The sequence below is a fragment of the Alcanivorax sp. genome (genome assembly GCF_002733835.1).
In the GTDB taxonomy this organism is placed as follows: domain Bacteria; phylum Pseudomonadota; class Gammaproteobacteria; order Pseudomonadales; family Alcanivoracaceae; genus Alcanivorax.
On sequence record NZ_NVWY01000019.1, the window covers coordinates 25,075 to 49,527 of the forward strand.

Genomic DNA, 24,453 nt, shown 5'->3' on the forward strand with positions numbered 1-24,453 from the left:
CAAACAATCGTTTTTCGGGAGACGATAATGCAACGTTTTCGTCTGGACGCGTTGGCCATCGGCCTGTCCAGTCTCTGTATGATTCATTGTGTCGCCAGCCTGGCGGGGCTCTTTGCTATTGGGCTGTTATCCGCTTTTGGCAATGTTGAAGAAGTCTTTCATCTGGTCATGCTGGCTGTCATTGTCCCGGTCAGCCTGCTTGCCATTGGCATGGGCTACCGTCGACATCGCCGGCTTTCGGTGCTGCTCCCCGGCGTGTTTGCCTTGTCGGGCCTGTGTCTGCTTACCGTTTTTGAAAGTGTTATGCATGGCAGCCTTTGGGAGCCGTTGCTGACAACGCTGATTGGAATCTGCCTGGTGGTTACCCATGTCGGTAACATCCGGGGCTGTAAAGACTGCGAGGTAAATCATGACAACTCGTTGGCAACGTAACAGTCTGGCCTGCTTGCTGCTGTCGTTCAGTTTGTCTGCCACCGCCGCAGAGGTGCACCAGCATGGCCTGGCCGAGGCGGCCGTGGTGGTGGAGGGGGAGCAGGTGACAATCCGTTTCCGAGCGCCCTTGATGGATATCCTCGGCACCGAGCAGCCGCCAGCAGACGCCCCGGCCCGGGCCCGTTATGGCAAGCGTCTGGCACAGGTGGCGGCGCCACAGCCTTCGCCGGCTGCACAGTGTGAACCGGTCAGTGCTTCCATCAGCTCCGTGGATACCCTGTTTCCGGAGCAGCAGGCGCATGATTCCCATGATCATCACGATCACGACGCGCACAGTCACCACCAAGATGTGGAGAACGAGTGGTTATTTTCCTGCGCGTTTCCTGAAAAATTAAACGCCGTGGAGCTACCGTTTCTGGGCATCTTCTCGAGCCTGACCACCGAAGTGGTGTTGCTGTTGCCCGCCGGGCAGAACGCCTTGCGTCTGGCGCCGGATGAAACCCGCATACCGCTGGAGTAATGCCGCAGTGGGCTTGGTACTGGAACTCAACGGCCTGGAATACCGCCATCCCGGTCAGGTTCGTCCCTTCTTGCAGGTGCCGGAGTTTGCCCTGCAGGCAGGGGAGCGGGTGCTGCTTCATGGTCCCAGTGGCTGTGGCAAAAGCACTCTGCTGTCACTGATTACCGGCATCCGGCCAATGCAGTGCGGGCGTGTTCAGGTTGCCGGCCAGGCTTTTTCTACGCTCTCCCAGCGTCGCCGGGACGCCTTTCGCGCCGATCACATGGGGGTTATCTTCCAGGCGTTCAATTTGCTGCCCTACCTGAGCGCCGTGGACAACGTTTGTCTTGCGGCCAGCTTCTCCCGCCTGCGCTGTGAGCGCGAAGCAGGGCGTCGCAAGGCGCAGAGACAGACTGCCGCCCGTGGCTTGCTTTCACGGCTGGGGCTGGATGACGGCACCGCTGACTTGCCGGCCTGGCAATTGTCTTTTGGGCAGCAGCAACGGGCGGCGGCAGCCCGCGCCCTGTTCGGCAAACCGGAGCTGATCATCGCCGACGAGCCGACCTCCGCCCTGGATAACCGCAGCCGCGATACCTTGCTGGCGTTGCTTTGTGAACTGTGCGAACAGTCCGGCAGTGCCTTGTTGATGGTGAGTCATGACGATCAGGTAGGGCACCACTTTCAGCGCAGTGAGGATTTCGCCAGCCTGGCCGGGGAGGGCAATCATGCTTGCTAAAGTGATGTTTGCCTCCCTGAAAACCCGGCGCACCTCGGCGTTGCTGATCGTGGTTGCCATTGCCATGAGCGTGCTGATGATCATCGGCATCGACCGGGTGCGTCATCAGGTGCGCGCCAATTTTGCCAGCACCATTTCAGGGACAGATCTGATCGTCAGTGCCCGTGGTGGGCCAATGAATATCTTGCTCTACAGTGTCTTCCGTCTCAGTGATCCCACCGCTGGCATCAGCTGGAACACCGTGGAGCATCTGGCCGCCCACCGGGATGTGAAGTGGTGGATTCCCATTGCGTTGGGTGATTCCCATCGCGGTTATCCGGTGGTGGCGACTAACGACAGCTATTTGACGCACTACCGCTACGGGCGGGATCAGCGCTTGACCCTGCAACGCGGGAGCTGGTTTGCCGGCGCCGACCAGGCCGTGCTCGGTAGCGCCGTGGCTACCCGGCTTGGCTATCAACAGGGTGAGCAGATTGTACTGGCACACGGTGCCAGCGGCCCGGCCATTGTGGAGCACGATAACCACCCGTTTACGGTGGTGGGTATTTTGGCCCCCACCGGTACGCCGGTGGATCAGAGTGTGCATATTTCCCTGGAAGGGATGGCCCTGATCCATCGTGGTGGCGCCTACTTGTCTGGCATGCCTGCCATGCCAGGGCAGGCAATGGACAAACCTGATTCGGTCAATGCGGTCATGTTGGGGCTGGAACGACGCATGGCGGTGCTGAGCCTGCAGCGGGAGTTGTCCCGTTATGATGGTGAGCCACTCACGGCCATTATCCCCGGTGTGCAGCTGCAACGGCTGTGGCGGATGACGGCGGCTGGAGAAAATGCCCTGCGGGCCACATCGCTGGCGGTATTGGCGGTGGCCTTGTTGGTGCTGGTGTCCACGGTGCTGGCGGCTCTGGAAGGGCGCCGTCATGAGATGGCTGTTCTGCGGGCAACAGGGGCGGGGCGGCTGGCCGTGTATACGGTGATTGTCGGCGAAAGCCTGTGCCTTACTGTGTTGGGCTGCGCGCTGGGTTTGGGCGTATTGTTTGTGGGGCAATGGGGGTTGGCGCCAGTGGCTTTGGCTGAATGGTCGCTGCGCCTTCCCGACAACTTTCTTGCGCTGCGGGAATTACCGGCCATTGGCGCTATTCTCGCGGCGGGCTCGCTGGCTGGTCTGATCCCGGCGGAAAAGGCTTTTCGCAATAGCCTGGCCGATGGCTTGACCCCAAGGAACTGATCATGCGTTTTTTGATTGCTGTTTTCTGTTTTACCTGCAGCCTGCCCTCCATGGCGGCCAATGAAATCGAGTGGGATGCTCTGGTGCCGCAGGACTATGATCCTTCGGAGGTTTACAGCACCCTGTTTGATCAGATCTATGGGGAGCAACAAGCCCCGGATGGGATTGCCGATGGCGACAGCCGTGGCGCGAAGCTGATGGACGCCATCGACAAGGCATGGCGTGAAGCGCCGCTGAAGCAGTCCCTGGATAATACCGAGGTGCGTTTGCCGGGTTACGGGGTGCCGCTGGATGGTGATGAAGAGTATGTCCGTGAATTCCTGCTGGTTCCGTATTTTGGTGCCTGTATTCATAGCCCGCCGCCGCCGCGCAACCAGATTGTGCTGGTGAAAATGGAAGGGCGCGGTGTGCCGCTGGATCTGGCGTTGGATGCCATGTGGCTGGAAGGCACCTTGACTGTCTCATCGCAAGATACCGAATACGGCACGGCAGGGTATGTGCTGGAAGGTAAAAGTGCGGAACCCTTTACGGGTTACCTCCGGTAACGGTTTATTCCTTTGCTGCCCTCTCTCTGGCAAAAAACCGCTTTTCCAGCCTGATCAGTGACGTTTTTCCCCCTATGTCTGAACTTGTTACATTTTACATACTGGAGAGAATGTAAAGCTTCAGATAGTCTCGAAAGAGCTGAATAAAAATACACCAGAACAATAAACCCCCCGGGAGAGAGGGACCATGGATATACTCCAGCTGCTGGTCAGCGGGGTCGCGAACGGCTGCATCTACGGGTTGCTGGCGCTGGGCTTTGTGTTGATCTACAAAGCGTCGGAAGCGGTGAACTTTGCGCAGGGTGACCTGATGATGCTGGGGGCCTTTCTGGGCATTACCTTCATCAATGCCGAGTATGCCGACCTGCCATTTCTGATAGGCATCACCCTGGCCGCCCTGATTTTAGGGCTCTTTGGTTACCTGCTGGATCGCCTGGTCCTACGCGCCATTTTTGGTCAGCCGCAGTTCGCCATGGTGATCCTTACCATCGCACTGGGCTTTCTGCTGCGTTTCGCCGCAGGTGTTATCTGGGGGCACGATCCGGCCTCCCTGCAAACGCCTTTTGTCGGCCGGGTGTGGGAAATGGGTGAGCTGATCATCCCGGTGGTGGATGCGGTGATCATCATTACCACTGTGGCCCTCACGTCCATTCTCTACTTCTTCTTTGCCCGTACCCGCCTCGGTGTGGCCATGCAGGCCAGCAGCCAGAACCAGATGGCCGCTTACTACATGGGCATTCCGGTGAAGCGGATCAACGCCATTGTCTGGGCCCTGTCCGGGGTGGTGGCCGCTATTGCCGGGGTCATGTTTGCTGCCAAAGGCGCCGTGGAGCCGTCGGTGGGGCTGCTGTTTGGTATCAAGGCCTTCGCCGCTGCGGTAATCGGTGGGCTGGGCTCCTTGCCCGGCGCGTTGCTGGGTGGATTGTTGGTGGGCATCGTGGAACCGTTCGCGGGCCGCTATCTGCCTTCCGGGGTCGGCCAGATTGCTCCCTATGTGCTGATGCTGCTGGTGCTGATTCTGCGCCCCGGTGGCCTGTTCGCACAGATCAGCCAGAAGAAGGTGTAGGCCATGAGTAATCGTTTTAAAAGCCGTTACGACGACGATATCAACCTGTTTGAAGGCCGCTGGCACCTGGCCCAGTACGCGATATTGGCAGCGTTGCTGCTGGCGGCGCCCTGGGTGCTTGGCAGCTACTATCTGGGCGAACTGACCGCCGTTCTGGTGTGGTCCCTGGCCGGCCTGGGGCTGATGCTGATCAGTGGTCATACCGGGCAGGTGAGTCTCGGGCATGCGGCCTTTATGGCCATTGGTGCCTTTACCAACTTGGCGTTGATGCAGCGTGGCTGGCATTTCATTCCTGCACTGCTGGCCAGCGCGGTGACCTCCGGAGTCGCCGGGGCCATCATCGCGCGGCCGATTCTGCGCATGAGCGGTATTTACCTGGCCATCGCTACTCTGGCACTGAGCATCATTCTTGAAGATGTGGCGATCATGGCCGAACCGGTGACCGGTGGGGTGGCAGGGGTGTTTGCGCCGCCCATCGAGCTGTTTGGTCTGGCGGTGGACCGTTACGCCACGCCCAGAGCCTTTTACTACATCTGCCTGGCGGTGCTGGTGCTGGTGACGCTGGGCTATCTGAACCTGCTGCGCAGTGGTTCCGGGCGCTCTTTCCTGGCGGTGCGCGACAGTGAAGTGTCTGCCCGCGCTCTGGGGGTGAATGTGACCCGGGCCAAAACCCTGGCGTTCAGCCTGTCCTGTGCCATTACCGGTCTGGCGGGGGCGCTTTATGGGCATCTGGCCCAGGCGGTGAACTATGAAAGTTTCCTGGTGCTGATCTCCATTACCCTGCTGCTGCAGGTGGTGATCGGTGGCCTGGGTTCGGTTCATGGGGCCTTTTTCGGTGCCATCGTGGTGGTGCTGCTGCCGCAGGTCATTGCCATTGCCCGGGATTATCTGGATAACGCGGCGGGCATCAAGATCGCGGCCTATCCGGGCATGGACACGGCCCTGTTCGCGCTGTTGATTCTGCTCATGGTGATTTATGAGCCGCGGGGGCTGTATGGCGTCTGGTTCAAGGTGCGTACCTGGTTGCAGCTGTTCCCGCTGTATCGCAAGGGCATGTTCCGCCGTACCCGAACCTACCTGAAAACGGAGCGCCAACGATGAGTCTGTTACAGGTCAAGGATCTCTCCATCTCTTTCGGTGGTGTTAAAGCGGTGGACGGTGTCAGCTTCGACGTGGAAGCCGGCGAAGTCTTTACCCTGGTGGGGCCTAACGGGGCTGGTAAATCCACCATCTTCAATCTAATCAGCCGCCTGTACGAACCCAGTGCCGGCCAGATCGTTTTCAATGGTCAGGACATTACCCGCCTGCCGGCCCATGACGTAGCCGGGCTGGGTATCGCCCGGACCTTCCAGAACATCGAATTGTTTGATCACTCTTCGGTACTGCAGAACCTGTTGATCGGTCGTCACTGTCGCCGTAATACCCGCTGGTTCGAAGAGCTGTTGTTCCTGCCCAAAGTGCGGCGCAGTGAACGGGAGCATCGGCTGCTGGTGGAGGAGGTGATCGACTTTCTCGATTTGGCCCCCTATCGCGACAAGCTGATTGCCGGTTTGCCCTATGGGGTGCGCAAGGTGGTGGAAATCGCCCGGGCGCTGGCCAGTGAGCCGAAACTGATTTTGCTGGATGAGCCGGCCTCCGGCCTCAGTGTGGAAGAAACCCAGAACATGGCCTGGTGGATCGAGGACATGCAGAAAGATCTGGGCCTTACCGTGCTGATGGTGGAGCACGACATGAGCCTGGTGTCACGGGTATCCGACCGGGTGCTGGCGGTGGCAGAAGGGCATCCGCTGGCCATGGGCACCGCTGCACAAGTGCAGGCGGACCCGAAAGTGATTGAAGCCTATCTGGGCTCGGAGGCCACATCATGAGTGACGCGGCAGAGAAAACCCTGAGCGCCCAGCCCCTGTTGCAGGTCAAGAATCTGGAAGCGTTTTACGGACCGGTGATGGCCTTGCGCGGGGTATCCATTGATGTCCACGAAGGCTCGGTGGTTGCCATCCTCGGTGCCAACGGTGCCGGCAAGACCACCCTGATGAAAACCATTTCCGGGGCGCTGGCGCCGCGCAAGGGCAGTGTCACCCTGGCGGGTGAGCATATCGAAGGCAGCGAGCCGGACAAGCTGGTGCACAAGGGCATTGCCCATGTGCCGGAAGGCCGTGAGGTATTCCCGTTTCTGAGTGTTGAAGAAAACCTGCTCATGGGAGCCTACACCCGTCGAGACAAGGACGGGATTCGTCAGGACATTGCCATGGTCTATGACTATTTTCCGATTCTTCAGGAACGTCGCAACCAGGCCGCAGGTACGCTTTCCGGTGGGCAGCAACAGATGCTGGCCATCGGCCGCGGGCTGATGTCGCGGCCGTCGGTGATGCTCCTTGATGAGCCCTCACTGGGGCTGTCGCCGCTGCTGGTACAGGAAATTTTCGCCATCGTTCGTCGCCTCAACAAGGAGCAGGGCGTAACCCTGTTGCTGGTGGAGCAGAACGCCCAGGTAGCGCTGAATACGGCGGACCATGGTTATGTACTGGAAACCGGCCGGATCGTGATGGATGGCAGCGCGCAGGACCTGCTCGCCAGTGACGATATTCGCGAGTTCTATCTGGGCCAGTCGGCGGGGGATGACCGACCGGAAAAACGTTGGAAACGGAAAAAGACCTGGCGCTGATGATGACTGAAAATAATACCACAACCACTCAGCTCCACGGTTGCGACACCGTGGTCAAACTCTGGCGCAAGCAATGCCTGGAGCGGGGCAATAATATTGCCCACCGCGAAAAGGAACTGGGCATCTGGCAGAGCCATACCTGGCTGGATTATTACGAGAAAGCCCGCGCCATTGGCGTTGCGCTGCTGTCGCTGGGACTGGAACGCGGTCAGCCGGTTTCGATTCTCAGTGAAGACAACAAGGAATGGCTGTACTGCGATCTGGGTATTGCCGGCGCCGGGGGTATCAGTAACGGCGTCTACACCACCGACAGCCCCGAGCAGTTGGCGTACCTGATCAACGACAGTGAATCGGCCTTCCTGTTTGTAGAAAACGATGAGCAACTGGACAAGTATCTGACCGTGCGTGATCAGGTGCCCACGCTGAAAAAAGTCATCGTCTACGACCGCAAGGGGCTACGGGATTTTGACGATCCCATGGTCATGTTCCTGGATGAGCTTTACGCCCTGGGTGAACAGATCCCGGATGCAGAAGCGCAGTTCAGTGCCAGCATTGCCGACAGTCAGCCGGACGATATCCGCATGCTGATCTATACCTCCGGCACCACCGGGGCGCCGAAGGGGGCCATGATCAGCCACCGCAATGTGCTGTTCCAGCTCGAGGCCGGTGAGCAGGTACTGGATGCCCATGAAGACGATGATCAGCTTTGCTTCCTGCCCCTGTGTCATATTCTGGAACGGCTGGTGTCGGTGGAGTTGCCCATCTACAAGGGCTGTACCGTGAACTTTGCGGAAAGCCCGGAAACCGTGTTCGAAAACCTGCGCGAAGTGTCGCCGAATACCTTCGCTGCCGTGCCGCGCCTGTGGGAAAAAATCTACAGCTCCATGATGACCCTGCGTGATGAAGCCACGGCTTTCGGGCGTTGGTGTTTCGACCGTGCCGTTGCTGCCGGGGAAGCCTGGCACTGTGACCGCAAGCGTTCGCCGCTGTCGGCCCTGCAGTACCAGTTCTGGAATCTTCTGGTGCTGCGCAATGTTCGGGATCTGATTGGCATGAACCGCCTGCGCCGGGGGACCACCGGGGCGGCTCCCATTGCTCCGGAACAGATCCGCTGGTTCCAGTCGTTGGGTGTGCCTTTGTTCGAAGGGTACGGCATGACCGAGACCACCGGTGTGGCCTCCCTTAACAGCATCAAACGCAAGAAGGTGGGTACCGTGGGCGAAGCGTTGCCGGGCACCGAGGTGCGTATTGCCGAGAACGGCGAAGTGCTGGTGCGTGGTGGCCATGTCTTCGCCGGCTACTGGCGGAAACCGGAAAAAACCGCAGAAGACATCCGTGATGGCTGGCTGCATACCGGTGACGTGGGGCGCCTGGAAGATGGCATGCTCACCATCACCGGCCGTCTCAAGGATATTATTATCACGGCGGGGGGCAAGAATATTACCCCGGCGGAAATCGAAAGCCGGATGAAATTCTCCCCCTATATTTCCGATGCCGTAGTGATTGGCGACAAGCGTAAATACCTCACCTGCCTGATCATGATTGATCAGGAAAATGTGGAGAAATACGCTCAGGATCGCCAGGTACCGTTCTCCAATTTCGCTTCCCTGTGTCGGGCCAAAGAGGTGCTGGACCTCATCGACAGCATTGTTCAGGACGTGAATAAACAGTTCGCCCAGGTGGAACAAATCAAGTATTTCCGCCTGATCGATGTGCTGCTCACCGCCGAGGATGAGGAGCTGACCGCCACCATGAAGCTAAAGCGTTCCTTCGTGGAGAAAAAACATAAGCACCTGATTGATTCCATGTATTGATGGTACGAGAGGAGAGTGCATCATGAAGAAACTCTGTCTGACGGCCCTGGCCGCCATAGCCCTTGTGGGCTGCAGTGACAACAAGGATGAAGAAAGTGCCGCGGCCGAGCCCGTGCGTGGCGTCACCGACACCGAAATTCGCCTGGGGGGCATGCATGACCTGTCTGGCGTGTTCGCCGCCTTCTCGTCGCCGGCGGTGCAGGTGGCCAACGACATGTTCGAAGAAGTGAACGAGCAGGGCGGCATTCATGGCCGCAAGATTCGTTATATCGTCGAAGACCATGCCTATCAGGTTCCCAAGGCAACGCAAGCGGTGAACAAGCTGGTCAGCCGCGATGAAGTCTTCGCCATGGTCATGAGCCTGGGGACGCCCCACAACCTGGCAGCATTCCCGATCATGGACCGTAACAACGTGCCCAGCATTCTTCCCCTGGCGCTTTCCAAGCCCATGGAAGAGCAGGGCGACTTCCGCTATCGCTACGTGTTCGGCCCCAGCTATTACGACGGTGTTCTTAAAGGTGTGAACAAGCTGGTGGAAACCGATGGCATCGAAAACCTGTGCGTGATGTATATCCCCTCCGACTTTGGTGAGGAAGTGAACCAGGCCGCCACCGACGCGGCTGCCAACAATGATGCCCTGAATCTGCTGGAAAGCTCCTCCCATCGTCCTGACGAAAGTGATTTCACCGGCACCCTGGCGCGTCTGCGCGATGCGGGCTGTGAGCTGGTGGCAGTGGCGCTGCCGGTGCGCCCGATCATCACTGTGGTGGCCACGGCCAAGCAGATGGGCTGGGATGATGCCAAGTTCATCGTCTCCCAGGCGGGTTTCCATTCCGCCGTTGCCGCTGCACCGGGTGGCGTCACCGAGGGGTTGTATGGCGTAGCGTCCTGGGAAGATATCGTCAGCCGCATGCAGCATGTGCCGGAAACCCAGGCCTGGGCGGATGAGTACAAGGAAACATACGGCGAGCTGCCCAGTGGTGGTGCTGTCCTGGGGCGCGTTGGCGCCATGGTCATGATCAACGCCCTGCGCGATGCAGGCCCGGACCTGACCACCGAATCCTTCCTGGATGCCATGGAGTCGCTCAAGTTCACCGACAAGGTGACCGGTGTCGATACCCAGATGAGCGAGACCAATCACCGCGCCGGCAGCGGGATCATCCTGTCTCAGGTGAAGGATGGCATCTGGCGGCCCGTTGCTGAAATGGAATAAGCCGCAATAGATGCAACAGAGACAACCACCGGCCCGCAAGGGGCGGTGGTTTTCAGTTTTTATCCTGTTTTTTTCTACGACTTTTCTCTCTGCGTTCTGAGCGCGCCCGCCACTGACAACCCTCCCGGTTCATCACTTTTCCGTTAAACAGCCGCGCTGCATTTTGGTAATCCACTCTGAACTTTAGGCTGAGTGACGAGGCTGTTTGCTCTGCCGCAGCATGGCCCAGTGTCGTACCGGGGTCCCGGGGATGTCATCTTCATGCACCACCTCAAAACCGAACCGTTGATAAAGGGACACATTGTTCGGGTTGTGGGTATCCAGGTAGCAGGGCAGTCCTTGCTCATCGAGCCGATCCAGCGAGGGTTGTAGCAGCGGCGTCGACAGCCCGCGCCCCTGTTGCGATGGATCGATACCGAGTAGCAGCAGGTACGCATGAGGCGCGCTGAGAACACGGTGGTGTACTGCCTGCATGGCATCGCCTGCCTGCATCTGGCGTTTTATCGCGCCCGGGCCTTGCTTTATCAGGGCGCGCACCGCGCCGAAGCGCAGCATATCGGCCACACTGTGTCGCAGGGCGGACGATGGCAGCCAGACAGCGGCGCCATCCTGTGGTTGTGGTGTGGTGTGCACCTGACCGTTTTGACAGGCGTGGGCAACCAGAAACCGGAAGGTAGGGTACGCCAGCGCTTCACGTTGCGTTGCGTTCGGGAAAAAGTAGGCAAACAGAGGGTCATGGAAAAAGGCCCGGCTGAACATGTGGGCGATGTCGTTGAGGGGCGGTTGGGATGTTGTCATTTAAGGAGTATCCGGCAGCGTCATGGAGGAGCATACCGGAAAAAGCAGGTTCATCGCGGAATTGAGTGATGAGCCGGTTTCAGGGTGGCTCTCATTATCCCGACATTGGCAATGCTGGACGCCGGATGCCCGACCGCTGACGCTTAGTCAAAATCGGAAAACGAAGTTTCCATGCCATGTTCGTAAAGTGAATGACCCCGTCATTCCATGAATAATCGCCCCCTGAGCATTCCTCAAAAGACGTAGTGACATAGCGATAACCTCGCAGACTATATGCGGCATCAGGCATCAGGCATCAGGCATCAGGCATCAGGCATGGAGAGCGTGGCAACCTGTGAGCTATTCACTCTAATCCGCAGTTAACCAAAGCACTGGACCGGTGCAGCCAGCTGCGTGCACCGGGCCAGGCGGGGCTACGTTCAGGAATGCGAGGCCTGGCTTTGGCTCCCTTCGTAGGGTTCACCGCCGCCGGGAAAGGCCAGCCGCAGGTTGTTCAGCCAGGTGGTGCCAAACTGTCGGAACAGGGAAGCGCTGTTGTACGGAATGCCGTAACGGTCTGCCAGCGCTCGCACCCGTGGGGCCACTTCCTTGTAGCGGTTGCTGCACATGTCCGGGAACAGGTGATGTTCGATCTGGTGCGACAGGTTACCGGACAGGATATGGAACAGCTTGCCGCCCTCGATGTTGCAGGAACCCAGCATCTGGCGCAGATACCAGCGACCACGGGTTTCACCTTCTACCTGCTCCAGGGTGAAGTTGTGGGCCCCGGCAGGGAAGTGCCCGCAGAAGATAATGGTGAATGCCCAGATGTTGCGGATCAGGTTGGCCACCGCATTGGCGCCGGCCACCATGCCGAACACCAGCAGGGGCGAGAAGGGCACATAGAAGGAAATCGGGATCGCCACCAGCGCCGCCGCCAGCGGCCAGGCGATGTAATCCTTGGCCACCTGACGCCATACCTTGTAGCCGATACGTTTTAACAGCGGCGTGAAATCCTTCAGCTTGTTCTTGCCTTTCAGGTGGTCATCAATGGCCTGTTCATGAACGGCCACGCCTTCCTCGAACAGCAGCATCAGCAGAATGAAATAAATTGGCTGCAGCAGAAATGCCGGCTTCCACTTCTGCATGGGCGTTACCCGCATGATGCCGTAGCCCACATCCAGGTCTTTTTCCAGCACATTGGTCCAGGTGTGGTGCACCACATTGTGGGAATGCATCCAGCGGTCCGACGGGCTCATGGTGTCCCATTCCCAGGTGTTGGACTGGATTTCCGGGTCTTTCATCCAGTCCCACTGGGCGTGTAGCACGTTGTGGGCGATTTCCATGTTTTCCAGAATCTTGGCGATGCCGAGCGCGAACACGCCCAGGCCCATGAGGGTGAGTGCCACCGGCCAGGTTGCCAGCGCGTGCCCCCAGGCGGGAATGAAAAACAGCGACAGGTAAATCACAAAGCGGGAGCTCACCGCCATGGTGCGCTGGGTCTTGATCACCTTGAGGATATAGGCGCGATCCCGGTCGCCCCGGGAATCAAATACCTCGTTGCGAATGGCTTCCAGCTCGTTGCCGAATTCTTCGATCTGTTCGTCGGTCAGGTCGACCGGGTATTGATGGGTTTTCATTATTCTTCCCTCACAAATCCAGTTCGCAGTCGCCGGCGGCGGCGCAGATGCAGGTTTGTACAATGCTGCCTGCCTCGTTCAGTACCTCGCCGGTGCGCAGGTCACGCACACAGCCGGACACCAGCGTGGTGTTGCAGGTATGGCAGATGCCCATGCGACAGCCGTGGGGCGGGTTCATTCCGGCCGCCTCGGCCACTTTCAGCAGCGGCGTGTCGCTGTCGCCGTCGGTTTCCACATCGCTCTGGGCGAAGCGCACCCGGCCACCCACCGCATCGGCGGGCACCTCGGTAAAGGGCGCACGGAATCGCTCCACATGCAGTCGGCGAATACAGCCGGCTTCTTCCATGCATTGCTCGATCGCTTCCAGCAGCGAAGGTGGGCCGCAGGCGTACACATCCCGGTCTTTCCAGTCCGGGCAGAGCGCATCCAGCTGTGCTGCAGAAAAACGGTTACGGCTCGGGTCCTCGCCTTCGCGGCTGTAAATCAGATGCAGGTGATAGCGATCGTTGTAGCGATCCATCGCCTTCAATTCCTTGCCCAGCACCACATCAAACTCGTGGGGCGCATAGTGGACATGGTGAGTATCGGGTAGGCGCCCCTGGGCAATCAGGCTGTTGATCATGCTGAACGCGGGGGTAATACCGCTGCCGGCGGTAATGAACAACGGCTGGATCGGCTGTGCATCGGGCAGGTAGAAATCCCCCTGGGGCAGGCCGATGGGCAGGTAGTCGCCCACCTTGATATTGCGCACGATGTGGTGGGAGATAGTCCCCTTGTCGATGGCTTTAACCGTGATCGTGAAGCAATCGTCTTCGCGCTCGGGGGGCGAGGAAATGGTGTAGGTGCGGGTGTAATGCTTGCCATCGGCAGGGATGCCCACTCGCACATGCTGGCCAGCCCGGTGCCCGCGCCAGTTCAGGCCGGGCCGCAGGGTGAGCGTGCGTGCGTCTTTGGTTTCATCCCACACTTTGACTACTCGGGCCTGCAGCTTGTGGGTGGTCCACAACGGGTTCACCAGTTCCAGGTAATGGGAGGTGCGCAGTGGCCAGGCAAAATAATCGGTGATGGTACTCAGTCGAGACCAGATGGACGATGATGCACCTGGCTCTGGCTGGGTGGGTTGACGCATAACAGTTCCTCTTTCGTTGTCATTATTCGAGGTTGTCGCTAACCCGGCATTGCAGGTGGTGTTGCAAGCGGGGGCATGGGGTGAACAGTGCCGCTGGGGCTGGCCGTCACAGTCCGTTCTTGTCCATATCGCTACCGGCAAAACCGCATCCCGGAGCGTTTGAGTATCCTCCTCTATCAAGTCCGCAGGCCAATGGCCTTAACCGAATCTGTACGCAAACCCTGTGCAGAAAAACACTGCTTACGCTGCGTTAATGAACATGTGTTCACATTGGACTTTAGCGTAAAACTACTGCTGCCATGCTGTCCAGCCTTTCTTGATTAGCGGTGCTAGGTTTCACTGGTGACGTGCCTGTGTGCCTGGGCGTTGAGGCCGAAAACAGGACGGAATGGTTAAGTTCCTATGGGAAAGTAAGAGAAGGCTTACAGACGCAGGTGGGGGATGTGGTGATAATTTAATCACCTGCTACGTAGAATTGCTGAAATAAATCCTGCGTATTCATTCTTATCTGGCAGGGGTGGTGTTCACTAACGGTGATCAAGGATGCATTTGCACCTTGCCTGACGCTGAACACAGTGAAACCGAATACTGCTGCTGGTTCCTCGTTTACCCCGGCCTTGCCCGGGGTTTTTATTGTCCGGGATAAGGGCGCTTTTCATCCTGTGGGCCATTGATGGCGGCTAGATTCAGCCCTCACGTTTTTCTGTTATGGGATATGCTAGTTGCTTACACCGCCGCTTACTCGATAGCACAACCCGACGGAGATTCCATGGCTAACCCGAAGCAACAATGGCTGCAGGCCTTCACCGCTGGTTTTATCGCCACTTTGCTGTTCCATCAGGGCGTGCTGGCCCTGTTCTGGCTGGGCGGTCTTATTCCTGCCTTTCCATGGAACATGACCCCGGTGCCACCACTGGGTGTGCCACAAGTGATGTCCCTGGCCTTCTGGGGTGGTGTGTGGGGCTTGCCGGTGTGGTGGATCATTCGCCGCTGGCAGGGCATGGAGTTCTGGCTCAGCGCCATCGTCATCGGTGCCATCGGCCCGACCCTGGTGGCGATGCTGCTGGTCTTCCCCATGAAAGGGCTGGACGTGAATGCCACCAAGGTCGTGGGAGGTTTGATTGTGAACGCTGCCTGGGGGCTGGGGTTGGCAGCCTGGATGCAGTTCAACCGGTGGCGGTGGAATGCGTGATCCGGGCGCACCACCGGCCATGGAAAGCAAATGGCTCGAACAGCCCTGGACGTTCTGTCCCCACATCGTGATAGCGTTAGCCCTCTTTTTCATGGCGGGAGCCAAGCATGCCCAGTAACACCCATACCGTGATGATTACCGGCGCCTCGGGCTATATCGCCAGCTGGATCGTTAAACTCCTGCTGGAAGCCGGCCACACTGTGCACGCCACTGTGCGCAACCCCGACAAGGCCAAAAGCGTGGATCACCTGAAGCGTCTTGCCGAATCGGCGCCCGGCACCCTGAAACTGTTCAAAGCGGATTTGCTGGATGCGGACAGTTTTGATGCGCCCATGCAGGGTTGCGACATCCTCATGCACACCGCCTCGCCGTTCGTGCTGGATGGCTTCACCGATGCCAACGAGGCCCTGGTGCGCCCGGCCGTGGAAGGCACCCGCAATGTGCTCAATGCCGCCAACCGTTGTGACACCCTCAAGCGTGTGGTGCTCACCAGCAGTGTGGCCTCGGTGTACGGTGATGCCACCGAGATGAAAGGCAAGAGCGCTTTCACCGAAGCGGACTGGAACACTACCAGCAGCGTCGACCACAACCCGTATCAATATTCCAAGGTGGCAGCCGAGCGCGAAGCCTGGAAAATTCATGATGCCCAGAGCGGTGATGCAGCCAGCCGCTGGGATCTGGTCACCATCAACCCGGGCATGGTGTATGGGCCGTCACTCACCAACGCCAGCCACTCCGCCAGTATCGGCACCCTGCTGGACATGGGGCGCGGCAAGCTGCGTACCGGTGTGCCGGACCTGCAATACGGCATGGTGGATGTGCGTGAAGTGGCCCAGGCACATCTGCTGGGCGCGTTTAATCAAAGCGCAGAAGGCCGCTATATCCTGGTCAGCGAATCCGTTTCCATGCTGGATATCGCCGCCATTCTGCGCAAGCAATTCGGTCGCCAGTATCCCTTCCCGATGATGAAGGTGCCCAAGCCGGTGGTATGGGCGGTCGGCCCGTTCATGGGCCCGGTGACCCGCAAGTTCATCAGCCGCAACGTGGGGTATCCATTGCACTTCGACAACACTCGCAGCAAAGCGCTGGGTGTGAACTACCGTGCAGCCAGCGAGACCCTCAAAGACCACTTCGAGCAGGTGTTGGAAGACGGGCTGGTGCGGCGGCGTTAAACCACGGACCCGCTTGCATGACGAATGGCCTGCCATCCCTGGCGCGGGCTTTCGTCATGCAGGTATTCTTCCCTCCGATGCTTAAATCAGCCCAGTGCGTAATCCGCTTGCGGCGTTTCGCTGGTAGCGCTCTGCAACTGCTCCACCAAGGCATCCACCTCCTGCTCGGCCTGGCGAATCGACGCGGCCAATCGTTCCCCGCCTTCTTCCTGATGTTCAACGGCAACGTAGTGAATGCGGGTAATGCCGATAAACTGCAGCACGGTAGTGAGGCCCGGTTCCAGATGATTCAGGTGGGCCAGATCGCCGCCGGGATTGAAGCCGGCGCCACCCCGTGACGACAGGATGACCGCGTGGCGACGGCGATCCGCCAGCAGCGGGGTGAACGGATCCTCCGGCCGGGTTTCGTCATAGTCCACCGTGCGGCCCATGCGCACGATCTGGTCCACCCATGCCTTCAGCGCAGCGGGCATCCCGAAGTTATAAAGCGGTGCGCCGATGACCAGCACATCGGCCGCAATCAGTTCATCAATCAACTGATCGCTTTCGGTCAGCACGTCTGCCATCCAGGGCTGCTGATGGGCGGCTGGCGTAAAGGCCGCTTCGATCCAGGGTTGGTCGATAATGGCTGGAGGGGTAGCGCCCAGATCTCGCTGGGTGACGGCGATGTTCGCCGAGGCCGCTTGCCAGCGGCTGATAAAGCGTTGCGTCAGGCGGCGGCTGATGGAGCCGTGGGCGTCTTGACCGGCAAGGCCGGGGCGGGCGCTGGCATCCAGTTGCAGAAGGTGTGTCATGGTGGCTCCTTGTTTTGTGAGTTGAACTCATTCATCGTTAAGCACAAGACAAGCCTAGTGGCGGGCAATAAGGCGCCACAAACGATCATTATTTTCATTAATGGATGAGTCTAATTCAGTTATGAGCCCTCGCCGGTTACCGTCTCTTTCTGCCTTGCGTGCTTTTGAAGCCGCCGCCCGCCATGAAAGTGCCAAACAGGCCGCCAGTGAGCTGTCTGTGACGGCCACGGCCATCAGCCACCATATTCGGGGCCTTGAGGAATCGCTTGGGGTGGCACTGTTCGTGCGCAAGCCCCGGCAATTGTTGCTGACACCGCAGGGCCGGGAACTGTTTCTGTCACTGGAGACGGCCTTCGACAGCATTGCTGAAGCGGTGGATCGCTTGAACGTGGCGCCGACCCGCCTGGCAGCAACGCTTTCCACCACGCCAGCGGTGGCCGTGCGCTGGCTGTTGTCGTGGGTCTGCATGCTGCGGGATGCGCACCCGGAAATAGACCTGCGCATCCATGCTTCTCATGAACCGGTTGCCCTGGATGGGGTCACCGCCGACCTGGCAATCCGTTATGGCGATGGCGACTGGCCGGGGCTGGTGGCGGAGAAGCTGTTCGATAACACTTTTATTCCGGCTTGCAGCCCTTATCTGAAACTGGACGACGTGGCGGACTTAACCGACCACCCACTGATTCACTTCCGCCCACAAGGCGCCTTGGCGGCTCCCATGGACTGGGCCGGTTGGCAAAAACGGGCCCAGGTGGCGGGGCTGGATGTCAGTGCCGGGCTGGTATTTTCCGACGAAACCCACGCTATTTCCGCCGCCATCGGCGGGCAGGGCGTGGCCCTGATGAGCCAAACCCTGATTGCCGATGAACTGGCTGAAGGGCGGTTGGTTCAGCCCTTCGGGCCGGAACTGGAAGGCAAACCGTTCTATCTGGTGTACCCGGAAAATCGGCGGGATGACCCGGTGATTAAAGCAATTCGGGATTGGGTGATGGGGGTGCCGGGGGGCTTGTGCCCGGCGGCAGGGTAGGCGGCTAATGTTTGTTGATCGCGGTTAGCAGCGCTACCGCATAGGGGAAACGACGAAGGGCCGTCCGGCTAATCCGTCGGCTTCCAGGTAACGTCACCCACCCAGCTGGGTTTTTTCGGCAAGGCCCAGCGGGGGATTCTGTCGGTAGCCCGCACCATCAGGTCCACCGGTACGTGGTAATACTTGTTGTTACGGTCCGCCATGATTTTCATGTGGGTGCTGATCAGGCGGAACAACAGATTGCTGCGGCCCGCTTCGGTGCGGCCACCGATTTTCTCGAACTTGGCGGTAGCCTGGTAAAGCTTTTCTTCCGGCAGCCCGGCGAGCACCACGTTATCACGCATCTTGTTGAGCAAGGGAAAGTGTACCGCCGCGCCCAGAATGATCTGTGGCTTGAGCAAGCGGCCCATGGTGCGCATCAGCGACATATTGATCCTGCTGCCCACCTTGCTCTGCCCGTACTGTTCCATGACGGCAAAGCCCACGCCAAGGTGGCGCGATTCGTCATCGTTGATCTTCGCGAACGCCTCATGGCATACCGGGTCCTTCACGGTATCGAGCAGGAACTTGCACAGGGCGCCATCCAGCGCCACCTCAAGAGCCGGAGTGATGGTCCCCAGAATCCGGTAATCCAGGTCATCCGCATAGCGCTCCATCCAGTCCACTACCAGGCGGATATTGTTGTTCGGTGGCGGCATGTTGCCGTCGGCGTCGAGCATGCCCCAGCGCTTCATCAGCGCCACTTCCGCGTTGGCATGGCGCTGTTCTTCGGCATAAAAATAGGTATAGATCTGCCGTAGCGTATCCGTGGGGGCGCTTTTCGCCATGGCGGCAAAGCCTCGCCCGCCGATGTGCTCAATCCACACCAGGTCCGCCATGAAATCACGCAGCCTGGGCCACTGTTCCTCGGTAATCAGTTCCGCCCCTGGTGCCTCCCAGTCAATGTCCGTGAGCGCCCATTGGGTGTTGCGGATCTTTACCAGCATCTGGTCCAGGTCGACGGTTGCCATGGTGTTCACTCCTGCAGTGACAGCGGATTGTGTCTGTCGTGGGCTGCATGCCTCACGTCTGCCCGGTGGTTGACAGCTTCCAGAATCAGCACCACAGTAATTCGAATATTTATTCGGGTTCAATTCGGTTATGGACAAGACGCGTAAGCCCAAGCAGGAACGCTCGAAGAAGACGGTCGAAGCGATTGTTGAGGCGGGGTTTATCTTTATTTCCCGGGAAGGGCGTGAGGCACTCACAACCACTAAAGTGGCTGATATTGCTGGGGTTAGTGTGGGCACACTCTACGAATACTTCAGCAACAAGGAGGAAATTCTGGATGCCATGTACGCCCGTTTCTCCGACGACGTGGTGGTCATGCTCAAGGAGGTCACCCCCGAGGTTATTCGGAAAAAACCGGACGAAGGCATCCTGCATATCCTGCAGCATCTCCGCGAGCTGCTAAGCCGCAACAACAAGCGCTACCTGCACTGTGCGGCTCTGCTCAGCCAGCATTTACCGCAGCAACATGTGGCACCGCTGCGGCAAGTGCTGGGCACGCTGTCCATGCAATACCTGTCCCGGAACCCGGAATACATCCACCTGCCCAACCTGCCGGTGATGAACTACATCATGACCCACGGCGGCATTGCGGCCCTGGTCCATCAGCTGAGCCATGACGACCCCATGGTGAGCTTCGACGAACTGTCCCAGGGGCTGGCGACCATGGCCCGCCACATGATCGAAGGCAGCCGGCGTGATGCCGGCCTTGATTCGCCGTGAAGCGTTGAGCATTACCTGTCGCATGCGCACCAAAACAAGACACGCATGCGCGTGTTTTGAGCACCAAAAGCGCGCAACTCCCTGCCATGGAGCTGCGGCAGGCTAGCTCGCCTTTTGGCACAGCTCGGCCAGCTTCTGGTCCAGCATATTGAGTATGTGGCGGCGGCTGATCACGCCCACCACCTTGTTGGCGGCATCCACCACCGGGTAGATCTTGGGCTTGGCGGCCAGCATCTGCTGGGCCAGGCTCAGCACGTCATCAGTGAGCGATACTGTCAGCACTTCGCTTTGCATCACGTCCTTAACCGTAGCCACGCGCTGGTTGTGATACACCACTTGCAGCGCCGCCTGCAGGCATTCGCGCTCACTGATCCAGCCCACCAGCGTACCGGCGTCATCGGTGACCGGGCTGCCCAGCATGTCCAGCTTGATCAGGTTGCTGGAGGCTTCCACCACCGGCATCTCCGGGTGAATCGTCGCAAAACGGGTGCTCATCAGGTCTTTGATGGATACAGAATCCATGGGGCTTACCTCTTGCTCTGGTCCGGGACCACAAAGGGTTCGGCCAGCGCTTTCGCCGGCCACCAGGCACGTTACTGCGGGAACCATGCCAACTTGCCGCAGACGATGCTGGCTCCCTTTTGTAGGAGCGCCACTTGAGGCGCGAACTTTTTACTCCCCTCCAAAAAAACGTTGCTTGACCTCAAGCCGACTTGAAGTGGCAAGCTAACCGCTAATATCAAGACACCGCCATCCGGAGAGTGAGCATGAACCGTTCAACAGAGACACCCGACAACCCGTCAACGCTGTGGAAAAGCGTGGGTGGGCGCAACTGGGTGGAATCCCAGCAACTGATTGATCACCTGTTCAAGCCCATCGAGGGGTTGCTGGCCAAGGCGGTGGAATGCCAGTCGCCACAGCGCGTACTCGATATCGGCTGTGGCACCGGCGGCACAACCCGTGCGATCAGCCGTTATAGGCGGGGTGAGGGGAGGGCAACCGGCGTCGATATTTCCGAGGTCATGATCGAGGCGGCGCGGCAGGGTGCGAAAAAGAACGGCGCAGAAAAGGTGAGCGTAGAGTTTATCTGCGGCGATGCAGAGACCTATGCTTTTGGTGAAAGCCAGTACGACATGCTGGTCTCGCGCTTCGGCATCATGTTCTTCGACGATCCCATCAAGGCCTTCCAGAACCTGAGGCGTGCCGCCACCAGAGATGCCCGTGGGCTGTTCGTTGCCTGGCGCTCTCCGCAAGAAAACCCCTTCATGACCGCCGCCGCCCGTGCTGCCAAATCCATGGTCTCATTGCCCCAGCAAGCCCCGGACGCCCCCGGGCAGTTCGCCTTCGCAGACGCTAAACGCGTGGAAAGCATTCTGGATTCAGCGGGGTGGAATCACATCCGCATCGAACCACTGGATTTCGAGTGCACCTTCCCCGAGAGCGAGCTGGTCGGCTACTTCTCCCGCCTGGGCCCGCTTGGCCGCGTTTTCCCGGACCTGGATGAAAAGACACAAGCCCGGCTGATTACCGTGGTCAGGGAAGCCTTCGAGCCCTTTGTGTTCGGCGATACCGTGAAATTTAACGCCGCCTGCTGGCAGATCAAGGCACGAGCATAGGAGATGTTGGAGCCCCACTAGAGGGGCGAACCCTCCCGTCTACCGCTTACCCCCAACACAGAAACAAAGCCCCTGAAGCTTATTCATTTATTTGCGCCCGAAGATTGTGTACATTCGGAACTGGATCACAAATAGAAAGATACCAATAACAACGGCTGGCCAGGGTGGCACGGCCTGAAGCGTGACTCAGGGGAAGGGATGCCAGTCCGGTTATCACCATATTCAGCACAACTGCGCCCGTTTAACGCCAAACGGGAGATAAGCCTGTGGAATTAGGCGTTCTACTGGCTATCGCCATTGGCGTTCTGCTGATCCTGGCCCAACAGAAACGGGCCGGCGGCGGAGCACCTACCTTCGGCTATCGCCGCAAACCTTATCTGCTTTCCAAAGCCGAACGCTCCTTCTACGGCGTGCTCGCTCAGGCCGTGGGCGACAAGGCCCTCATCTTCTCCAAAGTCCGCGTCGCGGATGTGCTTGCTCCCCAGAAAGGCCTCAACCGGGCCAATTGGCAACGCGCCTTCAACCAGATTTCCGCCAAACACCTCGATTTCCTCCTCTGCGACCCACAAGACTGCGCCGTAAAACTGGCCATTGAACTGGAGGATGCCAGCCATGGTTCAGCCAAACGGCTGAAGCGCGATGCCTTTCTGGATGGAGCTTGTGAATCGGCTGGGTTGCCGCTGCTGAGAATCAGGGCTGCCAGGGGGTACGGGGTGGCAGATATTCGTCAGCAGGTAGAGGCGGTTCTTTTTTCTGTGCAGTACGACTCGTCTCTGGAGAAACCAGAACAGCATGAAGGGCAGGGCGTTGAAGTAACAGTCAGTGAGCAGAAAGGGACAAACAAGCAGACCGAGCGACAAGTAGTTAAGCCGATAGAGGCTCTCACCGCAAAGGCCGGGGTCACACCTCACATTTCACGGATCTCCATGGCATTCTGGCATGGCTCTCGGGAAAGCGTTGTCAGCGGTTGGTAGCTCAATTGGCAAGCGAATACTTACTTTCTGGTACGGGGTGTGAAATGTGATGCCTGACCCCGTTTCTCGTGGCAGAGATAAAAGGTATAGAAAATGTGTCAATTGTTGTTTGGGGTGTTTATACGCTGATAGATATCAGTCGATATTTCTGAATGATTTATTGGGGTTTATATGGAAGTTATAGAGGAACTCGTAAGTATTTCGAAGCAGCTTCAAATTGATGGGGCTAATGAAGCTGAGACGAGGTTGAAAGTTATCGATAAAGTCCTTTTTGATGTTTTGAAATGGACTCATGAAGATGTGAATGTCGAAGAACGAGTTCTTGAAGATGGTAGTGCAACGTTTTCTGATTATGTGATTAGAACGGCTAATGTTGCTTTTGTGGTAGAGGCAAAGAAGGTTGGGATTCCATTTGAATCTTCTCCGAAATCAAGATGGCTGAAGTTGAGTACTACGAATCTAAAAGGAGCGCTGGGAGAAGCTGTTACGCAAGCAAGAGACTACTGTAGAAAGCTTGGTATTCAGTTTGCAGTGGTTACTAATGGAGAGCAATGGGTTGTTTTTCCAGCTAACAGAATCGATCAAGTTGCTTTTAATGAGTCATCCGCAATTGTTTTTAATTCGTTGAAGTCTGCATTGGTTGATGATTATTCTGATTTTTATGGGTTGTTGTCTAGGGAGGCTGTAGTTAATTCTAGTCTTGATAATAGTCTGCTCCACTATACAGAAGATCAGGTTGAGGAAAGGAGGCTTAGGAACTTTCAGAGATCTGGTTTTTCCGCTGAGAATAAAAACCCAATTTACCCCCTTATAGAAGAAGCGGTTACCCTCGCATTCTCGGATACAATTACAGAGATGGACCCGGCGCTTTTCGAGAAGTGCTATGTTAATACAGCTGATAGAGTTAAGTTTGATAGAAAGATAAATATGCATCTTTCAAAAAGTCAAAAAATATTTAATAAGACGCCAGTTCGGCCTCTTTCCGGGAAAAAAAAGGGAGACTTTAAGAATGTGCTTCTTAAGGCCCAAAAAAAATCTAAGCCTTTGGCGATTGTTATTCTTGGTACTGTTGGTGCAGGGAAAACAACTTTTCAACATTATACGAGGAATGTTTCATCTAGGGATATATTTGAAAAAGAGATTGATGGGTTTCATCCTCAGTGGCTTCGGGTTGATTTTCTCAAATACACCGAAGATTGCTCTCCCGCCGAGTTTATCTACGAGTCCTTGATGGATATGATCGTTGATAGTGAAGAGCTTTGCGATCAAGGAAATTGTGTTGACTTGGCATATGAAAAAGATATTAAAGCGCTGAGGATGACAACTAAGAGAGGGGATAATGCTGAAAATCTGTTTAATAATGCTGTTTCAGATTTGTTGGTTAGCGACTATAAAAAGAAAAAACCCTACGTGAAAAAGATACTTTCATATGTGGGTGGCCGTGTTCCTGTTTATCTGGTTGTAGACAATGTTGATCAGCTCAGTGAGGAGGTGCAGTCTCGAATTTTTTCAGAGTCCATTAGTTTGGCCGATAAACTGGGCGTCAATATTGTTATATCCATACGAAGCTCGACATATGTGAAACATAGAAATTCATCTTCTTTTAATGCCTTCGACTTTGATCCTATCTTGATTGAGCCTCCAAAAGTTGAATCTGTAATTTCAAAAAGGTTTTTTCTTGCGAGAAATATAGTCGAAGGAGATAAGGGGGATTTTACAGCGGAGAATGGAAGTCATGTCATTGTGGATGATCTCGCTGTTTTGGTTGAGTTGGTCCAGAGCTCTGTTTTGGGGACAGAGGTAGGAAATCTCTTGGATGTTTTGGCTGCAGGCGATATTCGGAATGCTTTAAGAATGACTAGGCATTTTCTCGAACATGGTTATTCAAACTCAGGGAAGGCTTATAGTATTTATAAGCAAACAGGGGCCTATGTTCTTCCTAAGCATGAGGCTCTTAGAGCAATCCTCTTGGGGAGTCACGCGGTATACTCGGAGGATTTTTCTCTTATAGGAAACCCCTTTGACTCTCGACTTGGTAGGGTTAACCTGCAAATGACAAGGCTTTTTGTAGTGGTCAACTAATTCCGGACAGTGATTTAGGTTTTTCTTCGGCCACCGCAGGGGCTATTCCGCCGTTGTAGCTGTGTGGCCTGTGGTGATTGTA

At 57.2% G+C, this 24,453-nt stretch carries 24 protein-coding genes; 18 read left to right on the forward strand and 6 right to left on the reverse strand.

From position 1 onward, the window contains the following. Window positions 1-27 precede the first annotated feature (27 nt). From COA55_RS09990 to COA55_RS10040, 11 genes are all read left to right on the forward strand, one after another. Complete coding sequence (locus tag COA55_RS09990) at window positions 28-432, forward strand: MerC domain-containing protein (RefSeq protein ID WP_063521118.1); 405 nt, start codon at window positions 28-30, stop codon at window positions 430-432. After that, window positions 410-952, forward strand: a complete 543-nt coding sequence (locus COA55_RS09995; RefSeq protein WP_082872508.1) for a DUF2796 domain-containing protein — start codon at window positions 410-412, stop codon at window positions 950-952. The genes COA55_RS09990 and COA55_RS09995 overlap by 23 nt, the downstream gene beginning before the upstream one ends. Continuing rightward, on the forward strand, window positions 927-1,667 hold the full coding sequence (locus COA55_RS10000; protein ID WP_290501943.1) for an ATP-binding cassette domain-containing protein: 741 nt from the start codon (window positions 927-929) through the stop codon (window positions 1,665-1,667). Before COA55_RS09995 ends, COA55_RS10000 begins: the two co-directional genes overlap by 26 nt. Then, window positions 1,657-2,895 (forward strand): ABC transporter permease, encoded by a 1,239-nt coding sequence (locus COA55_RS10005; protein ID WP_082872507.1) that lies wholly within the window; start codon window positions 1,657-1,659, stop codon window positions 2,893-2,895. Before COA55_RS10000 ends, COA55_RS10005 begins: the two co-directional genes overlap by 11 nt. Before the next feature lie 2 nt (window positions 2,896-2,897). Next, window positions 2,898-3,440: a DUF3299 domain-containing protein gene (locus COA55_RS10010; protein ID WP_063521448.1), complete on the forward strand. Its 543-nt coding sequence runs from the start codon at window positions 2,898-2,900 to the stop codon at window positions 3,438-3,440. A 187-nt stretch (window positions 3,441-3,627) separates the two neighbouring features. Then, window positions 3,628-4,506: a branched-chain amino acid ABC transporter permease gene (locus COA55_RS10015; protein WP_063521447.1), complete on the forward strand. Its 879-nt coding sequence runs from the start codon at window positions 3,628-3,630 to the stop codon at window positions 4,504-4,506. A gap of 3 nt (window positions 4,507-4,509) precedes the next feature. Next, on the forward strand, window positions 4,510-5,607 hold the full coding sequence (locus COA55_RS10020) for a branched-chain amino acid ABC transporter permease (RefSeq protein WP_063521446.1): 1,098 nt from the start codon (window positions 4,510-4,512) through the stop codon (window positions 5,605-5,607). Continuing rightward, a complete protein-coding gene (locus COA55_RS10025) occupies window positions 5,604-6,374 on the forward strand; it encodes an ABC transporter ATP-binding protein (RefSeq protein WP_290501945.1) in 771 nt (256 codons plus the stop codon). Before COA55_RS10020 ends, COA55_RS10025 begins: the two co-directional genes overlap by 4 nt. Continuing rightward, entirely contained in the window at window positions 6,371-7,171 is an 801-nt protein-coding gene (locus COA55_RS10030) for an ABC transporter ATP-binding protein (protein ID WP_063539057.1), read from the forward strand. The genes COA55_RS10025 and COA55_RS10030 overlap by 4 nt, the downstream gene beginning before the upstream one ends. Continuing rightward, entirely contained in the window at window positions 7,144-8,985 is a 1,842-nt protein-coding gene (locus COA55_RS10035; protein ID WP_290501946.1) for a long-chain fatty acid--CoA ligase, read from the forward strand. Before COA55_RS10030 ends, COA55_RS10035 begins: the two co-directional genes overlap by 28 nt. Before the next feature lie 22 nt (window positions 8,986-9,007). Next, the gene (locus tag COA55_RS10040) at window positions 9,008-10,198 is read left to right on the forward strand and encodes an ABC transporter substrate-binding protein (protein ID WP_290501948.1); all 1,191 of its coding nucleotides are present in this window, start codon (window positions 9,008-9,010) and stop codon (window positions 10,196-10,198) included. A 183-nt stretch (window positions 10,199-10,381) separates the two neighbouring features. Here COA55_RS10040 and COA55_RS10045 read toward each other — a convergent pair whose 3' ends face one another. From COA55_RS10045 to COA55_RS10055, 3 genes are all read right to left on the reverse strand, one after another. Beyond that, the gene (locus tag COA55_RS10045) at window positions 10,382-10,996 is read right to left on the reverse strand and encodes a GNAT family N-acetyltransferase (protein ID WP_290501950.1); all 615 of its coding nucleotides are present in this window, start codon (window positions 10,994-10,996) and stop codon (window positions 10,382-10,384) included. Window positions 10,997-11,415: 419 nt separating this feature from the next. Then, window positions 11,416-12,615 (reverse strand): acyl-CoA desaturase, encoded by a 1,200-nt coding sequence (locus tag COA55_RS10050; RefSeq protein WP_063520197.1) that lies wholly within the window; start codon window positions 12,613-12,615, stop codon window positions 11,416-11,418. 10 nt (window positions 12,616-12,625) lie between these two features. Further along, on the reverse strand, window positions 12,626-13,744 hold the full coding sequence (locus COA55_RS10055; protein ID WP_290501953.1) for a ferredoxin reductase: 1,119 nt from the start codon (window positions 13,742-13,744) through the stop codon (window positions 12,626-12,628). Window positions 13,745-14,513: 769 nt separating this feature from the next. Here COA55_RS10055 and COA55_RS10060 point away from each other — a divergent pair. Beyond that, a complete protein-coding gene (locus COA55_RS10060) occupies window positions 14,514-14,936 on the forward strand; it encodes a hypothetical protein (protein WP_290501955.1) in 423 nt (140 codons plus the stop codon). A gap of 107 nt (window positions 14,937-15,043) precedes the next feature. Continuing rightward, on the forward strand, window positions 15,044-16,108 hold the full coding sequence (locus COA55_RS10065; RefSeq protein WP_290501957.1) for an NAD-dependent epimerase/dehydratase family protein: 1,065 nt from the start codon (window positions 15,044-15,046) through the stop codon (window positions 16,106-16,108). Between the two features lie 86 nt (window positions 16,109-16,194). On the opposite strand, the gene COA55_RS10070 is transcribed toward COA55_RS10065, so the two are convergent. Next, window positions 16,195-16,902, reverse strand: coding sequence for an NAD(P)H-dependent oxidoreductase (locus COA55_RS10070; protein WP_290501959.1), 708 nt, complete (start codon window positions 16,900-16,902; stop codon window positions 16,195-16,197). A 121-nt stretch (window positions 16,903-17,023) separates the two neighbouring features. Here COA55_RS10070 and COA55_RS10075 point away from each other — a divergent pair, with 121 nt between their 5' ends. Then, a complete protein-coding gene (locus tag COA55_RS10075) occupies window positions 17,024-17,929 on the forward strand; it encodes a LysR substrate-binding domain-containing protein (protein ID WP_290501961.1) in 906 nt (301 codons plus the stop codon). Between the two features lie 68 nt (window positions 17,930-17,997). Here COA55_RS10075 and COA55_RS10080 read toward each other — a convergent pair whose 3' ends face one another. Then, entirely contained in the window at window positions 17,998-18,939 is a 942-nt protein-coding gene (locus tag COA55_RS10080; RefSeq protein ID WP_063520441.1) for a hypothetical protein, read from the reverse strand. Window positions 18,940-19,069: 130 nt separating this feature from the next. Between COA55_RS10080 and COA55_RS10085 the strand changes: the two genes are divergently transcribed. Then, the gene (locus COA55_RS10085) at window positions 19,070-19,699 is read left to right on the forward strand and encodes a TetR/AcrR family transcriptional regulator (RefSeq protein ID WP_290501963.1); all 630 of its coding nucleotides are present in this window, start codon (window positions 19,070-19,072) and stop codon (window positions 19,697-19,699) included. A gap of 102 nt (window positions 19,700-19,801) precedes the next feature. Here the strand turns inward: COA55_RS10085 and COA55_RS10090 are convergent, their stop codons facing one another. Further along, entirely contained in the window at window positions 19,802-20,221 is a 420-nt protein-coding gene (locus COA55_RS10090; protein WP_290501965.1) for a CBS domain-containing protein, read from the reverse strand. Window positions 20,222-20,466: 245 nt separating this feature from the next. Between COA55_RS10090 and COA55_RS10095 the strand changes: the two genes are divergently transcribed. The 3 genes from COA55_RS10095 to COA55_RS10105 all read left to right on the forward strand — a co-directional run bounded on the left by COA55_RS10095 (window position 20,467) and on the right by COA55_RS10105 (window position 24,371). Then, a complete protein-coding gene (locus COA55_RS10095; RefSeq protein WP_290501967.1) occupies window positions 20,467-21,315 on the forward strand; it encodes a class I SAM-dependent methyltransferase in 849 nt (282 codons plus the stop codon). 266 nt (window positions 21,316-21,581) lie between these two features. After that, window positions 21,582-22,289, forward strand: coding sequence for a DUF2726 domain-containing protein (locus tag COA55_RS10100; RefSeq protein ID WP_290501969.1), 708 nt, complete (start codon window positions 21,582-21,584; stop codon window positions 22,287-22,289). 171 nt (window positions 22,290-22,460) lie between these two features. Then, window positions 22,461-24,371 carry a hypothetical protein gene (locus COA55_RS10105; RefSeq protein WP_290501971.1) on the forward strand — a complete coding sequence of 637 codons (1,911 nt, stop codon included), beginning with the start codon at window positions 22,461-22,463 and terminating at the stop codon, window positions 24,369-24,371. Window positions 24,372-24,453 lie beyond the last annotated feature (82 nt).